This window comes from Streptomyces sp. NPDC087859 (assembly GCF_044742595.1).
In the GTDB taxonomy this organism is placed as follows: domain Bacteria; phylum Actinomycetota; class Actinomycetes; order Streptomycetales; family Streptomycetaceae; genus Streptomyces; species Streptomyces canus_F.
This window is the reverse complement of sequence record NZ_JBIUUU010000021.1, coordinates 116,401-131,418: the sequence shown is the minus strand read 5'-3', so window position 1 is coordinate 131,418 and position 15,018 is coordinate 116,401. Positions and strand designations below refer to the sequence as shown.

General features: G+C 70.0%; 13 protein-coding genes and 1 riboswitch. Of the genes, 4 read left to right on the top strand and 9 right to left on the bottom strand.

What is annotated here, in order from left to right; all coding sequences use genetic code 11:
- The first annotated feature begins 62 nt into the window (after window positions 1-62).
- Entirely contained in the window at window positions 63-344 is a 282-nt protein-coding gene (locus ACIOHP_RS40230; protein WP_059198592.1) for an HPr family phosphocarrier protein, read from the top strand.
- A 137-nt stretch (window positions 345-481) separates the two neighbouring features.
- Here the strand turns inward: ACIOHP_RS40230 and ACIOHP_RS40225 are convergent, their stop codons facing one another.
- From ACIOHP_RS40225 to ACIOHP_RS40210, 4 genes are all read right to left on the bottom strand, one after another.
- Window positions 482-1,177, bottom strand: a complete 696-nt coding sequence (locus tag ACIOHP_RS40225; RefSeq protein WP_401895234.1) for a GntR family transcriptional regulator — start codon at window positions 1,175-1,177, stop codon at window positions 482-484.
- A 187-nt stretch (window positions 1,178-1,364) separates the two neighbouring features.
- A complete protein-coding gene (locus ACIOHP_RS40220; protein ID WP_361549228.1) occupies window positions 1,365-2,141 on the bottom strand; it encodes a M23 family metallopeptidase in 777 nt (258 codons plus the stop codon).
- A gap of 13 nt (window positions 2,142-2,154) precedes the next feature.
- A riboswitch (cyclic di-AMP (ydaO/yuaA leader) is annotated at window positions 2,155-2,323 on the bottom strand.
- 191 nt (window positions 2,324-2,514) lie between these two features.
- Window positions 2,515-3,903, bottom strand: a complete 1,389-nt coding sequence (locus tag ACIOHP_RS40215; RefSeq protein WP_401895232.1) for a M16 family metallopeptidase — start codon at window positions 3,901-3,903, stop codon at window positions 2,515-2,517.
- Window positions 3,900-5,294: a pitrilysin family protein gene (locus ACIOHP_RS40210; RefSeq protein WP_361549232.1), complete on the bottom strand. Its 1,395-nt coding sequence runs from the start codon at window positions 5,292-5,294 to the stop codon at window positions 3,900-3,902. The genes ACIOHP_RS40215 and ACIOHP_RS40210 overlap by 4 nt, the downstream gene beginning before the upstream one ends.
- A 315-nt stretch (window positions 5,295-5,609) precedes the next feature.
- Here ACIOHP_RS40210 and ACIOHP_RS40205 point away from each other — a divergent pair, with 315 nt between their 5' ends.
- The gene (locus ACIOHP_RS40205; protein ID WP_401895229.1) at window positions 5,610-8,069 is read left to right on the top strand and encodes a DNA topoisomerase (ATP-hydrolyzing) subunit A; all 2,460 of its coding nucleotides are present in this window, start codon (window positions 5,610-5,612) and stop codon (window positions 8,067-8,069) included.
- Here the strand turns inward: ACIOHP_RS40205 and ACIOHP_RS40200 are convergent.
- Window positions 8,066-9,136 carry a CobW family GTP-binding protein gene (locus tag ACIOHP_RS40200; RefSeq protein ID WP_401895227.1) on the bottom strand — a complete coding sequence of 357 codons (1,071 nt, stop codon included), beginning with the start codon at window positions 9,134-9,136 and terminating at the stop codon, window positions 8,066-8,068. The two genes, ACIOHP_RS40205 and ACIOHP_RS40200, sit on opposite strands and share 4 nt — an antisense overlap.
- Before the next feature lie 322 nt (window positions 9,137-9,458).
- Between ACIOHP_RS40200 and ACIOHP_RS40195 the strand changes: the two genes are divergently transcribed.
- Together ACIOHP_RS40195 and ACIOHP_RS40190 are read left to right on the top strand one after the other, a co-directional pair.
- On the top strand, window positions 9,459-10,004 hold the full coding sequence (locus ACIOHP_RS40195; RefSeq protein WP_401895226.1) for a DUF6082 family protein: 546 nt from the start codon (window positions 9,459-9,461) through the stop codon (window positions 10,002-10,004).
- 143 nt (window positions 10,005-10,147) lie between these two features.
- Complete coding sequence (locus ACIOHP_RS40190; RefSeq protein ID WP_307024969.1) at window positions 10,148-10,384, top strand: hypothetical protein; 237 nt, start codon at window positions 10,148-10,150, stop codon at window positions 10,382-10,384.
- Between the two features lie 271 nt (window positions 10,385-10,655).
- Here ACIOHP_RS40190 and ACIOHP_RS40185 read toward each other — a convergent pair whose 3' ends face one another.
- The 4 genes from ACIOHP_RS40185 to ACIOHP_RS40170 all read right to left on the bottom strand — a co-directional run bounded on the left by ACIOHP_RS40185 (window position 10,656) and on the right by ACIOHP_RS40170 (window position 14,994).
- Entirely contained in the window at window positions 10,656-11,123 is a 468-nt protein-coding gene (locus ACIOHP_RS40185) for a MarR family winged helix-turn-helix transcriptional regulator (protein ID WP_361549240.1), read from the bottom strand.
- 98 nt (window positions 11,124-11,221) lie between these two features.
- Window positions 11,222-12,874 (bottom strand): NAD-dependent malic enzyme, encoded by a 1,653-nt coding sequence (locus ACIOHP_RS40180; RefSeq protein ID WP_401895223.1) that lies wholly within the window; start codon window positions 12,872-12,874, stop codon window positions 11,222-11,224.
- Between the two features lie 32 nt (window positions 12,875-12,906).
- Window positions 12,907-14,646 carry a pyruvate dehydrogenase gene (locus ACIOHP_RS40175; RefSeq protein ID WP_401895221.1) on the bottom strand — a complete coding sequence of 580 codons (1,740 nt, stop codon included), beginning with the start codon at window positions 14,644-14,646 and terminating at the stop codon, window positions 12,907-12,909.
- A 63-nt stretch (window positions 14,647-14,709) separates the two neighbouring features.
- Window positions 14,710-14,994, bottom strand: a complete 285-nt coding sequence (locus ACIOHP_RS40170; RefSeq protein WP_401895219.1) for a hypothetical protein — start codon at window positions 14,992-14,994, stop codon at window positions 14,710-14,712.
- Window positions 14,995-15,018: the final 24 nt, after the last annotated feature.

Below are 15,018 nucleotides of genomic sequence, written 5' to 3'. Positions count from 1 at the left end.
GAGAAGCTTCACGTTGTGGGAAACTGGTCTAGACAACCCTGAACACCGAAGGGCAGCATCACATGGCTGAGCGCCGCGTCAACGTCGGCTGGGCCGAGGGTCTTCACGCCCGCCCCGCTTCCATCTTCGTCCGGGCCACCACGGCCTCCGGTATCCCCGTGACGATCGCCAAGGCCGACGGCAACCCCGTCAACGCGGCCTCCATGCTGGCGGTTCTGGGCCTCGGCGCCCAGGGCGGCGAGGAGATCGTCCTCGCCTCCGACGCCGAGGGCGCGGACGCCGCCCTCGACCGACTGGCGAAGCTGGTCTCCGAGGGTCTCGAGGAGCTTCCCGAGACCGTCTGATTTACCGGGGCCGGCTGATTCACGGCACCACAGAAGGGCTCGTCCGAATTTATCGGGCGAGCCCTTTGCATTTCTCGCTCACAGGCAGCGGAAATAATCCCCCGCGAATTACTGCCTCTTTGTATACGGCTCTTGTGTTAATGCCGCAGGCTCGGCATGTTTACGGGATGTTGCGAGTTCCTCACACGCTCCGGCCGATCTCCCGTGCCGGTGAATCGGAGCCGGTGCACGGCTGTCGAGCGCTCCGTGTGCAGAGCCGTGACCGCCCGCGCGCGCTCTCCGTCGCCGCGCGCCACGGCGTCGACGATGGCACCGTGCTCCGCCCAGGACTCGACGGGGTTGACCGGGGCGTCCACGGCGTACATCCAGGAGATCTTGTGCCGTAGCTGGGTCAGCATCGAGGTCAGCGCGGGGCTGCCGGAGGCCTGGGCGAGCGTCTCGTGGAACCAGCCTCCCAGGGACCGCAGGTCATCGCTGTTGCCCCTCCTGGCCCGCTCCTGGCCCAGCCTGACCAGACCGCGCAGGACCTTCAGATGCGCCTCGGTGCGCCGCTGGGCGGCCCGTGAGGCACCCAGGGGCTCCAGGAGCATCCGCATCTCCAGCAGGTCGGCGGCCTCCTGCTCGGTCGGTTCGGCCACGCACGCGCCCGCGTGGCGCCGCGTCACCACGAAGCCCTCGGCCTCCAGAGTGCGCAGCGCCTCCCGGACGGGGACACGGGAGACCCCGTAGCGACGGGCGAGGAGTTCCTCGGTGAGGCGGCTGCCGCGCTCGTAGACACCGGCGACGATGTCGTCCCTGATCGCGGTGCATACCGAGTGCGCCGGAATACGCATGACCGACCTCCGCCTTAATCCCCGTGAAACGTCGATGATTGACGTGTGTTCAGTGACTCTATTGCAAAGAACAGGAATTTCCGATGGCGGGCCGGAATCCATGCATATTTTTTGGACAACAGGGCGACAGAAACGGCAAAACCCCGGCTCGGTGAGCCGGGGTTTCAGAAGATCTCGCGGTCCGTCGTCAGACGTTCACGCCATGCGAACGCAGGTAGGAGACGGGGTCGATGTCCGAGCCGTACTCCGCGGTCGTGCGGGCCTCGAAGTGCAGGTGCGGCCCGGTGACGTTGCCGGTCGCGCCGGAGAGGCCGATCTGCTGGCCCGGGGTGACCGTCTGGCCCACCGAAACACCGATGGACGACAGGTGCCCGTACTGGGTGTACGTGCCGTCGTTCATCTTGATCACGATGTTGTTGCCGTACGACCCGCCCCAGCCGGCCTCGACGACCGTGCCGGAGCCGACCGCGTGGACGGAGGTGCCGGTGGCGGCGTGGAAGTCGACGCCGGTGTGGCTGCCGGAGGACCAGACGCCGCCGCCGGCCTTGTAGCCGGTGGAGATGTACGAGCCCGATATCGGGGCTACATAGCTGTTGAGGCGCTTGCGCTCGGCGGCGGCGCGGGCGGCGCGCTCCTTGGCCTCGCGCTCCTTCTCGGCCTTGGCGGCGGCCTTCTTGAGCGCCGCCTGCTCGGCCTTCTGCCGGGCCTTCTGCTCGGCGGCCTCGATGGCCGCCTGCTGCTGGGCCTCGGCCTGGGCGTCGATCTGGGCGGCGACCGAGTCGCCGATGGTGACGACCGGGGTGAGGCCGGTCTGCTCGGCCGCGGGCTCCGCCGCGAGGGCCGGGGCGGCGAGGGTGCCGATGACGCCGGTGGTGGTGAGGGCCGCGACCCCCGCCACGTGGGCGGTGGTGCGCTTCATCCTGCTGGGACGGCGGTGCTTCCCGGTGGCGCGCGTGAACGCCATGTGGTGGCTGGTCCTTTCCTTCCTTCTCGCCTACCGGGTTAGCTGACGGGTTCGGAGCAGGAAGGTCTCCTACGGACCCCCTCGCTGCGCGCGCGGGCGTCCGATTCACCCCAGGGACTACATGAATGTGGGTCCCCGGCTCCCCTGGCTCGCGCCGTACGGGGACTCGGCGATGGCTGTCCGGTGCCGCGGGCGCGGCGCACTGCCTGACGAACAGCCCGGATGACGCTAAGCGGGGCGACTTTCAATCCCCAAACGGATCAGGGGTTTTGTAGCGCATGCCACAGGGCAGACAGGCAACCTCTCCCCTAATTCGGACATTAAGGGGCCCTGGTGACACGTCAGTCACCAGGGCCCCTTCACGCGCGTGCCGCTACTCGGCGGACACGACGCTCACTTCACCGATCCCGAGGGCCTCGACGGGCGCCTTGATGGCGGACGCGTCGCCGACCAGGATCGTCACCAGCCGGTCCACCGGGAAGGCGTTGACGGCCGCTGCGGTGGCCTCCACGGTGCCGGTCGCGGCGAGCTGCCGGTACAGCGTGGCCTGGTAGTCGTCGGGCAGGTGCTGCTCGACCTGGTCGGCCAGCGTGCTCGCGACGGCCGCCGCGGTCTCGTACTTCAGCGGGGCCACGCCGACCAGGTTCTGCACGGCGACGTCCCGCTCGGCGTCGGTCAGCCCCTCCGCGGCAAGGGTGCGCAGGACCGTCCACAGGTCGTCCAGGGCCGGACCGGTGTTCGGGGTGTCGACGGAGCCGCTGATGGCGAGCATCGCGGCACCCGTTCCGTCGGGGGCGGACCTGAGGACCTGCCCGAACGAGCGCACCCCGTAGGTGTAGCCCTTCTCCTCACGCAGGACGCGGTCCAGGCGGGAGGTGAGGGTGCCGCCGAGGCAGTACGTGCCGAGCACCTGCGCGGCCCACACGCGGTCGTGCCGGTCGGCGCCGATACGGCCGATCAGCAGCTGCGTCTGGACGGCGCCGGGGCGGTCCACGATGACGACACGGCCCGTGTCGTCGGCGGTGATCGGCGGCACCGGACGCGGCTCGGCCTGGGAGCCGGTCCACGAGCCGAGGGTGTCGGCGAGCAGCGCGTCCAGGTCGATGCCGGTGAGGTCACCGACGACCACGACGGTGCCGGTGGCCGGGCGGACGTGCTTCTCGTAGAAGGCGCGTACGGCCGCGGAGTCGATGTTCTGGACGGTCTCCTCGGTGCCCTGGCGCGGGCGGGACATGCGCAGGTCCGCCGGGAACAGGGTCCTGGAGAGCTCCTTGGCGGCCCGGCGGGAGGGGTTGGCCAGCTCGTGCGGGATCTCGTCGAGGCGGTTGGTGACGAGGCGCTCGACCTCGCTGTCCGCGAACGCGGGCGCCCTGAGGGCGTCGGCCAGCAGACCGAGCGCCTTGGGCAGACGCGACGCCGGGACCTCGAGGCTCAGCCGTACGCCGGGGTGGTCGGCGTGGGCGTCGAGCGTGGCACCGGCCCGCTCCAGCTCGGCGGCGAACTCCTCGGCGGTGTGCTTGTCGGTGCCCTCCGAGAAGGCCCGCGCCATGATCGTGGCGACGCCGTCCAGGCCGGCCGGCTCGGCGTCCAGCGGGGCGTCGAGGAGGACCTCGACGGCGACGACCTGCTGGCCGGGGCGGTGGCAGCGCAGGACCGTCAGGCCGTTGTCGAGCGTGCCGCGCTCGGGGGCCGGGAAGGCCCACGGCCGGGCCTCGCCCGCCTGCGGCCGGGGGTGGAACTCCATCGTGGCGAGCTCGGTCACTTGGCCGCCTCCTCGTTCTTGTCGCCGGCCTCGACGGTGGCCTCGGCCTCGGGGTCCTCCGGCGGATCCGCGTCCTCGGCGGTCTCCGCGGAGACGGGCTCGTAGACGAGCACCGCGCGGTTGTCGGGGCGCAGGCGGGCCTTGGCGACCGCCTGGACTTCCTCGGCGCTCACTTCGAGCACCCGGTTGACGGCGGTGAGGGCGAGCTGCGGGTCGCCGAACAGGACGGCGTAGCGGCACAGTTCGTCGGCGCGGCCCGCGACGGTGCCGAGCCGGTCCAGCCACTCGCGCTCCAACTGGGCCTGGGCGCGCTCCATTTCCTCGGCCGTGGGGCCCTCCGCGGCGAACCGGGCGAGCTCCTCGTCGATCGCCGCCTCGATGACCGGCACCTCGACGTCACCGGACGTCTTCACGTCCAGCCACCCCAGGGAGGGCGCCCCGGCGAGCCGCAGCAGGCCGAAGCCGGCGGCCACGGCCGTACGGTCGCGGCGTACCAGCCGGTTGTAGAGGCGGGAGGACTCGCCGCCACCGAGGACGGTGAGTGCCAGGTCGGCCGCGTCGGCCTCGCGCGTGCCGTCGTGCGGCAGCCGGTAGGCCGCCATCAACGCGCGCGCGGGGACCTCTTCCTCGACGACCTCGCGCAGCTGCTCGCCGATGATCTCGGGCAGCGAGCCGTCGCGCGGGGCGGGCTTGCCGTCGTGGGACGCGATCGAGCCGAAGTACTTCTCGATCCAGGCGAGCGTCTGCTCGGGGTCGATGTCGCCGACGACGGACAGCACCGCGTTACCCGGGGCGTAGTACGTCCGGAAGAACGCGCGCGCGTCCTCCAGCGTGGCCGCGTCCAGGTCGGCCATCGAACCGATCGGCGTGTGGTGGTACGGGTGGCCCTCGGGGTAGGCGAGGGCGGTCAGCTTCTCGAACGCCGTGCCGTAGGGGACGTTGTCGTAGCGCTGCCGGCGCTCGTTCTTGACGACGTCCCGCTGGTTCTCCATCGACTCGTCGTCGAGGGCGGCGAGCAGCGAGCCCATGCGGTCGGCCTCCAGCCAGAGGGCGAGCTCCAGCTGGTGGGTGGGCATGGTCTCGAAGTAGTTGGTGCGCTCGAAGCTCGTGGTGCCGTTGAGCGAGCCGCCCGCGCCCTGGACGAGCTCGAAGTGGCCGTTGCCCTTGACCTGTCCGGAGCCCTGGAACATCAGGTGCTCGAAGAGGTGAGCCAGGCCGGTACGGCCCTTGACCTCGTGACGCGAGCCGACGTCGTACCAGAGGCACACCGCCGCGACCGGGGTCAGATGGTCCTCGGAGAGCACCACGCGCAGCCCGTTGGCCAGGCGGTGCTCCGTTGCTGTCAGGCCTCCGGTGCCTGCCTGGTCTGTGGCCGTGTGACCCATGGGCATGTACGTCCCTTCGATCGCGGTGCGGTTGATCTGAACCGCGTTTTTCTGCCGGTCCTGCCACTGTATGCAAGCGTGCGGAGCGCCGGTGAAGTTCCCGGTGGTCGTACGCCGACAGCGAGATCCCGTAGCCTGCGGGCGGGTGCCGCGCGCCGTACGGGTGAACACACGGCGGGACGGCTGACGCCGGGTCGTCGTCCGCGTTGTCAGTGCCACGGTCCACAATGGTCCGCGTCAGAACCCGTTCACGCTTCAGCAAGAGTGAGCCGAAGGGGCGCGACCCGAAGGCGAGCGACCAGAAAAGAGGAGCCGGCAGCGATGGCCCGCCGAAGCACGAAGACCCCGCCGCCCGACGACTCGTTCGAGGAGAAGATCCTCGACATCGACGTCGTCGACGAGATGCAGGGCTCCTTCCTCGAGTACGCGTACTCGGTCATCTACTCCCGCGCCCTGCCGGACGCCCGTGACGGCCTCAAGCCGGTGCACCGCCGCATCGTCTACCAGATGAACGAGATGGGCCTGCGCCCCGACCGCGGCTATGTGAAGTGCGCCCGTGTCGTCGGCGAGGTCATGGGCAAGCTGCACCCGCACGGCGACGCGTCGATCTACGACGCCCTGGTGCGCATGGCCCAGCCCTTCTCCATGCGTGTGCCCCTGGTCGACGGCCACGGCAACTTCGGTTCGCTGGGCAACGACGACCCGCCGGCCGCCATGCGGTACACCGAGTGCCGCCAGGCCGAGGCGACGAGCCTGATGACCGAGTCGATCGACGAGGACACGGTCGACTTCGCCCCCAACTACGACGGCCAGGAGCAGGAGCCGGTGGCGCTGCCCGCCGCGTTCCCGAACCTGCTGGTGAACGGCGCGTCGGGCATCGCGGTCGGCATGGCCACGAACATGCCCCCGCACAACCTCTCCGAGGTCATCGCGGCCGCCCGCCATCTGATCCGCCACCCCAACGCGGATCTCGAGACCCTGATGAAGTACGTCCCGGGCCCCGACCTGCCCACCGGCGGCCGGATCGTCGGTCTGGCCGGCATCCGGGACGCCTACGAGACGGGCCGCGGCACCTTCAAGATCCGCGCCACGGTGTCGGTGGACACCGTCACGGCCCGCCGCAAGGGCCTGGTCATCACCGAGCTGCCCTTCGCGGTCGGCCCGGAGAAGGTCATCGCCAAGATCAAGGACCTGGTCGGCTCGAAGAAGATCCAGGGCATCGCCGATGTCAAGGACCTCACCGACCGTGCGCACGGCCTGCGCCTGGTCATCGAGATCAAGAACGGCTTCGTGCCGGAGGCGGTCCTGGAGCAGCTGTACAAGCTGACGCCGATGGAGGAGTCCTTCGGCATCAACAACGTCGCGCTGGTCGACGGCCAGCCGCTGACGCTGGGCCTCAAGGAGCTCCTGGAGGTCTACCTCGACCACCGCTTCGAGGTCGTGCGGCGGCGCAGCGAGTTCCGCCGCACCAAGCGCCGTGACCGTCTGCACCTGGTGGAGGGCCTGCTCACGGCGCTCGTCGACATCGACGAGGTCATCCGCCTCATCCGCTCCAGCGACAACTCCGCGCAGGCCAAGCAGCGCCTGATGGAGCGTTTCTCGCTGAGCGAGATCCAGACGCAGTACATCCTGGACACGCCGCTGCGCCGGCTCACCAAGTTCGACCGCATCGAGCTGGAGTCCGAGAAGGACCGGCTCAACGCGGAGATCGAGGAGCTGACCCGGATCCTCGACTCGGACACCGAGCTGCGCAAGCTGGTCTCCACCGAACTGGCCGCGGTGGCCAAGAAGTTCGGCACCGACCGGCGTACGGTCCTGCTGGAGGCGGGAGCGGTCGCCCCCGCGGCCGGCGTTCCGCTTCAGGTGGCGGACGACCCGTGCCGGGTGCTGCTGTCCTCGACGGGTCTGCTGGCCCGTACGGCGAACGGTGAGCCCTTCCCGGAGGACGCGGACAGCCGGCGCGTGAAGCACGACGTGATCGTCTCGGCGGTCCCGGCGACCGCGCGCGGTGAGGTGGGCGCGGTGACGTCGAGCGGCCGGCTGCTGCGGATCAGCGTCATCGACCTGCCGCAACTGCCGGATACGGCGTCGGCGCCGAACCTCGCCGGAGGGGCTCCGCTGACGGAGTTCGTCTCCCTGGAGGACGGCGAGACGCTGGTCTGCCTGATGACCCTCGACGAGTCGTCGCCGGGTCTGGCGCTCGGCACCGAGCAGGGTGTCGTCAAGCGTGTGGTGCCCGACTATCCGTCCAACAAGGAGGAGTTGGAGGTCATCACGCTGAAGGACGGTGACCGGATCGTCGGCGCGGTCGAGCTGCGCACCGGTGAGGAGGACCTGGTCTTCATCACGGACGACGCGCAGTTGCTGCGCTACCAGGCCTCGCAGGTCCGCCCGCAGGGCCGGCCCGCGGGAGGCATGGCGGGCGTCAAGCTCACGGACGGCGCGAAGGTCATCTCCTTCACCGCGGTGGACCCGGCCGCGGACGCGGTCGTCTTCACGGTCGCGGGCTCGCGCGGCACGCTGGACGACTCCGTCCAGACGACGGCCAAGCTGACCCCGTTCGACCAGTACCCGCGCAAGGGCCGCGCCACCGGCGGCGTCCGCTGCCAGCGGTTCCTGAAGGGCGAGGACTGCCTGTCCCTGGCCTGGGCGGGCCCCGTACCGGCCCGCGCCGCGCAGAAGAACGGCACACCGGCGGACCTGCCGGAGATCGACCCGCGCCGCGACGGTTCGGGGGTGTCGCTGGCGAAGACGGTGTCGGTGGTGGCGGGGCCGGTCTAGAGCGCGGGGTCCTGAAGGTCTTCTTCGGGATCCTGTACGTAGCGCAGGACGCCCCACATTCCGTGCTCGTCGGCGGTGTGCGGGGCGTCGCTCCCGCACCCCTCCAGTTCCTTGCCGAGCGCGGGCACGTCGATGCCGGAGCCGATGAGAACCAGCTGGCTGAGGCGCTCGGCGTCCGCGGGCCAGGGTTCCGGGTAGAAGCGCAGGAACCGCCCGACGGCATGGACGGCGTAACGGTTCCGGGTGTCGTACGCCCCGAAGTCGACGTACCCCTTGATCCGGTACAGCCCCTCGGGCCGACTGTCGAGGAACCGCATCAGCCGGCGCGGATCGAGCGGCGTCCCGGAGGCGAAGGAGAGGCTCTCGTACGCGGCGTGCAGATGCCCGTCGTGCAGGTCGTCCCCGTGCCCGTGGTGGTGCAGGTCGTCGAAGGAGAGCTGCCCGATCCGTTCCTCGCCGGGCCGGCAGTCGAAGAGGAACTCGGGGTCGACGCGGCCGTAGGCGGCGGGCACCACGGCGGCACGGTCGACGAGGGACCGTACGAGTCCGAGGACACGCTCGCCGTCGGCCGCGCGGTCGAGCTTGTTGACCACGACGAGGTCCGCGAGGGCGAGATGCCGGTCGATCTCGGGGTGCCTGGCGCGGGTGTCGTCGAACTCGGCGGCGTCGACGACCTCGACGAGTCCGCCGTAGACGATCCCCGGATGCTCGCTCGCGAGCACCATGCGCACGAGTTCCTGGGGTTCGGCGAGCCCGCTGGCCTCGATGACGATCACATCGATGCCGGTGTCCGGACGGGCCAGCCGTTCGAGGTACCCGTCCAGCTCGCCGACGTCGACGGCGCAGCACAGGCAGCCGTTGCCGAGGGAGACGGTGGAGTCGCCCAGGGCGCCCGCGACGGCCATGGCGTCGATCTCGATGGCCCCGAAGTCGTTGACGATCGCGCCGATACGACTGCCTCCGCTGCGGTGCAGGAGATGGTTGAGGAGGGTGGTCTTGCCGGAACCGAGGAATCCGGCGAGTACGACGACCGGGATCTGCCGAAGGGTGTGACTCGGCTGACTCAACGTGCGACCTCTCTGACACCGATGCGTGCACCGGATCGTGGGCCCGGCGCACGTACGAGGATTGAATGCCGGACCAGGATACGAGCCGGAAGAATCACCGCGAAGTGAACGATTGTTAGCAGCACTTGCGGGGCAGACGTTGGGCAAGGCGCCGGTTCGTGCGACCCTCGCTTCCTTCCGTGCGCCTCCTCTCCGCCTCCCCCGCCGATCAGAGCCGCTCGGCACTCTGGGAGACGGCAAGCGCCGCCCATCGCTCGCCGGTCCCCTTCCGTCGACCCGCACCCCGACGACCGGCGGACGGCCGCCTGATTCGGGGGTTGACATGGCCACACTTAGGCACTTCGCGGGGAGGCTGAGCTCCGCCACGTTCGCGCTCCTGGCTGCCACGGTGACGATGGCAGCACGCCAACGGCACCTCGACGCGACCCGACTGCACGAGAGGCGACTGGAACTCCAAGCGCTGGCGGTTCGGCGCAAGGGGTATGCGCATCAGCAGCGCATGCACTGGGAGCTGCTGTCCAGGGCGATCGACGACCCCACCCTCTTCGCGGTGATCGACACCTACGACAAGAGCATCCCGGCGGCGAAGCGTCGCCAGTTCCTCTACGCCAACGCGTGGTACGCCTACCTGTTCCATCTGTTCCGAGCCGAGGTGCTGGACCAGGAGGAGCTCTACATAGCCATGCGCGAGTTGCTGCAGAATCCGCTGTTCCGCGAGTACTGGGACGCGTCGAAGGCCCAGCGGGCGAACTTGAAGCAGTCGTCCGACGAGGCACGCGTCGGGCGCATGATCGACGGTCTCGTACGGGACCTGGACGAGGCGGACACCGACGAGTGGTGGGTGGTGGGCAACCCTCCGTCCGAGTGATCCCGCCCGCCCTGCCGCACCATGTCGCTCAGTCACCCCGACAACACGAGTCTGCGACTTTTGGCGGCATGAACGCGTAGCACTCATCAACCCCAGTACGGTTCTGCCAGCACTGTGCCAACACAGCGAAGGACCGATACCCCTTGAAAATCGTGCGCCGCATCGGTGTGCCTCCAAGCGCCCGAGGCTCCAACACGGGCGCCAGCTGCCCGGACGTGTTCGAGCTGAGCGATGGCAACTTCGCCGTCATCGGAACCGAAGCCACCGAGGCGCTTGAGCGTGAGCTCCCCGCCGATGCCTCCCGTGCCGACTACGAACGCATCGTCATCGTGAGCCGGGAGACCCTGATCCGCGCCAAAGCGGACATCCCCGACGCCTGAACCACGGGCACGCGTCCGCACCGGACTCGTCACGTGAAAGAGCCCCGCCCGGCCGCACCCCACCACCAAGCGTCCCGGGCGCCCACCGGCGAGCAGCCCGTCACCCCGTCCCTGCTCGATCTCCATCGATGAGGCCTGGCGCCAGAACGGCACCAGGCCACACGCACGTCACGTCATGCCGCGAAGGCCCTGTGGAGCATGGAGGACCGCTCGACTCCTTCTCGGCCCTCGGCTCAATGGATCATCCAGCGTTCCTGACGCGATCGGTCGGTCAGGCGGGGTCCTCGTCCAGCTTCGCCACCACCCGGTCGGAGATGTCGGCCAGCGTCCGCAGCTCCGCCGGGGTGACATGGTCCAGGAACAGTTCTCGCACCGCCTCCACATGCAGCGGGGCCGCCGCGGCGATCGCCGCCCGCCCGGCGTCCGTGATCACCACGAACGCCCCCCGCGCGTCCTCGGGGCACTCCTCGCGGATCACCAGCCCTCGTCCGGCCATCCGGGCGATGTGGTGGGACATCCGGCTCTTCTCCCACTCGAGCGCCCGGGACAGATCCTGGTAACGCTGCCGGCCTTCCGGCACATCCGTGAGGTGGACCAGCACGCCGAAGTCCGCGGCCGAGAGCTTCGACTCGGTCTGCAGCAAGCGTGACAGACGGCCCACCAGCCGCTCGTGCAGCCGGACAAAGCTCCGCCAGGCGTGCTGCTCCTCCGCAGTCAACCACCGCACCTCGTCATCCATACAAGCGAGTGTAAAGGAGTTGACAAGTCATCCAGCTTGATGACGGGCGACCCACCGAACAGCAGCACGAGCACAGCACCATGTCCGAGATCTCGTGGTCAGGACGCGTATCGCGGTGTCCACTGCGTCGCCGAGATCGCGTCGCGCAGCTCGGCCTCCGTGGCCCGGGGGGCCACCCCGTCCTCCACCGCGGCCTCGGCCACGGCCACGGCGATCTCCCGGGCCGCCTCCCGCATGCCCGCCAGCGGGGGCAGCAGCGGGGTGGCCCCGTCCGTGCCCGCCCGTACCGCGCACTCCCCCACGGCCCGCGCGGCGGCCACCATCATGCGGTCGGTCACCCGCGAGGCGCGGCAGGCGGCCACGGCCAGCCCGACGGCGGGGAAGACGTAGACGTTGTTGGCCTGAGCGACCGGCACCTCTCGCCCGTCCAGCTTCAGCGGAGGGAAGGGCGAACCGGCGGCGACCAGCGCCCTGCCGTCGGTCCAGCGGGCGAGGTCGGCGGGCTCGGCCTCGGCGTTCGAGGTCGGGTTGGACAGCGGCAGGATCACCGGCCGGTCACAGGCGTCGGCCATCGTCCGCACGATCTCCTCGGTGAACGCGCCGTGCGCGGTGGACAGCCCGATCAGCACCGTCGGCTTCACCTCGCCCACGACCCCTGCCAGATCGCGCGCACCCCACTGTCGTACCTCCGCGTCATCGCGCGCGTAGAGCCGCTGCTCGGGAGAGAGGTCGGTGCGGGAGCTCACCAGGAGACCGTCGATGTCGACGAACCAGAAGCGGTCGGCCGCCTGCTGCTCGGAGAGGCCTTCCTCGACGAGCGCGGTGCGGATCATGTCGGCGACCCCGATCGCCGCCGACCCGGCGCCGAGGACCACGACGCGGTGGTCGGTCAACCGCGTCCCGGCGACCTTCGTGGCGGTGCTCAGCGCGCCGAGTGCCACGGCCGCGGTCCCCTGGATGTCGTCGTTGAAGGTCAGCAGCCGGTCCTGGTAGCGGCCGAGGATCGGGCGGGCGTGCGCGGTCGCGAAGTCCTCCCACTGAAGGAGGGTTCCTGGGAGCTCGGCCTCCACCGCGGACACGAACGCCTCGATCATCTCGTCGTAGGCGTCTCCGGTGACGCGGTGCTGCCTGCGGCCGAGATAGTGATCGCCGGCCAGCAGTTCCTCGTTGTCGGTGCCGGCGTCGAGCAGGATCGGCAGGGTGCGCGCGGGGTGGATGCCGCCGATGGCGGTGTAGAGGCTGAGCTTGCCGATAGGGATGCCCATGCCTCCGACGCCCTGGTCGCCCAGGCCCAGGATGCGCTGGCCGTCGGTGACGACGATGACGTCGACCTCCGGGTTGGGCCGGTTGCGCAGGATCTCCCGGAAGCGGTGGCGGTCCTCGTAGGTCAGGAACAGACCGCGCGGCCTGCGGTAGATCTGGCTGAAGCGCCGGCACGCCTCGCCGACCGTCGGGGTGTAGACGACCGGCAGCATCTCCTCCAGGTGGCGGGTGAGCAGGTCGTAGAAGAGCACCTCGTTGGTGTCCTGGAGCTGGCGCAGGTAGATGTGCCGGTTGAGCGGCTTGTCGTACGCGAGGAACGCCGCGTACGCCCGGTCCGCCTGCTCCTCAAGGCTCTCCGTCGCGGGCGGCAGCAGCCCGTCCAGGCCGAGTTCGGCGCGTTCTTGCGGGCTGAAGGCGGTGCCCTTGTTGAGCAGCGGGTCGGCGAGCAGGGCCGCCCCGCGGGCGGAAGCCGGGCTGGTCGAAGTCATGACGCTTCCTCACAGGTCCACGTGGGCGGGCTTCAGGGGCGGGGGATGTTGCGCAGGTTGGCACGCGCCAGGTCCAGCATCTTGCCGACCCCTCCGTCGAGCACGGTGCGACCTGCCGCGAACGCGAAACCCTTCACCTGGCCGGCCGAGATGTGCGGCGGGATCGACAGCGCGTTGGGATCGGTCACCAGGTCGACCAGGAAGGGTCCGTCGTGGGCGAAGGCCTGCTTGAGGCCGGCGGTGACGTCCTCGGGCCGCTCGACGCGGATCGCCTCGATGCCGGCGCCGCGGGCGATCGCCGCGAAGTCCACCGGCTCGTGGTCGGTCTCGTAGTCGGGCAGGCCGTCGACCAGCATCTCCAACTTCACCATCCCGAGAGAGGAGTTGTTGAACACGATCGTCTTCACCGGCAGGTCGTGCAACTTCGCGGTGAGCAGTTCGCCCATCAGCATGCCGAGCCCGCCGTCGCCCGACATCGAGATCACCTGGCGGTCGCGGTCGGCGAACTGCGCGCCGATGGCGTGCGGCAGCGCGTTGGCCATGGTGCCGTGCAGGAAGGAACCGATCACCCGGCGCCGCCCGTTGGGGGTCAGATAGCGGGCCGCCCAGACGTTGGACATGCCGGTGTCGACAGTGAACACGGCATCGTCGGCGGCGAGTTCGTCCAGGACGGAGGCCGCGTACTCGGGGTGGATCGGGGTGTGCCGCTCGACGTCGCGCGTATAGGCGCCGACCACCGTCTCCAGGGATTTGGCGTGCTTGCGCAGGCTGCGGTCCAGATAGGAACGGTCCCGCTTCGTCTCGAGCAGCGGCAGCACCGCGCGCAGCGTCTCCCGTACGTCGCCGTGGACACCGAGCTCCAGCACCGTACGGCGGCCCAGGCGCCCCGCGTCATGATCGATCTGTACGGTCCGCGCCTGCGGCAGGAAGTCGTTGTACGGGAAGTCCGTACCCAGCAGGACGACCAGGTCGGCCTCGTGCATCGCGTCGAAGCACGCCCCGTAGCCCAGCAGTCCGCTCATGCCGACGTCATAGGGGTTGTCGAACTGGATCCACTCCTTGCCGCGCAGCGTGTGCCCGATGGGGGCGGCGGCCTTCTCGGCGAGTGCCATGACCTCGGCGTGCGCGTCCCGGACCCCGGCGCCGGCGAACAGCATCACCTTCCGCGCCGCGTTCAGTTTCTCGGCCAGGGCCCGCACCTGCGTGTCCGGCGGGACCATCCGGCCGCGCTCGGCGACCAGGTCACTGCTCCCGGTCGGATGGGCCGCCTGGGCGTGGGTGACATCGCCCGGGACGACGAGCACCGAGACCGCGCCGTGGCCGAGGGCTCGCTGCAGGGCGATCCGCAGTACGCGGGGCATCTGCTCGGGGGTGCTGATCATCTCGCAGTAGTCGCTGCAGTCGGTGAACACGCGCTCGGGGTGCGTCTCCTGGAAGAAGCCGGTGCCGATCTGGTGCGAGGGGATGTGCGAGGCGATCGCCAGCACGGGCGCGCCGGAGCGGTGCGCGTCGTACAACCCCTGGATCAGGTGGGTGTTGCCGGGGCCGCAGCTTCCCGCGCACACCGCGAGCCTGCCGGTCAGCTGTGCCTCCGCCGACGCGGCGAACGCGGCGGCTTCCTCGTTGCGTACGTGCACCCACTCGATGCCGTCGGTGCGCCGCACCGCGTCGACCACGGGGTTCAGACTGTCGCCCACCACTCCGTAGATCCGCTCCACGCCCGCCTGGCGCAGGATGTCCACCATCTGCTGGGCTACGGTCACGTTTCGCATCGCCGGGCTTCTCCTCGTGAGCTGTACGCCGTGTCGTGCGGCTCGTACCCACTCCGAGGGCGGTCAGGCGCCCCGCGACGACTCCAGCCCCGTCCGCAGCGTCGTCGCGAGTTGTTCGACCGCGGCCGGCTGATCCCGCGTGAGAGGGCTGGCGAACAGTTCACGGACGGCGCGCAGATGGGGAAGGGACGCGCGCTTGAACGCTTCAGCACCCTCGGTCGTCAGCATCACCTCGGCACCCCGACTGTCGGCGGCGCACTCCGCACGCCGTACGAGCCCTCGCCGCTCCCTACGCCGGAGATGGTGCGAGAGGCGGCTGCGCTGCCAGCCGATGCGCGAGGCCAGCACGGAGGGACGCAGCCGTCGCCCCTC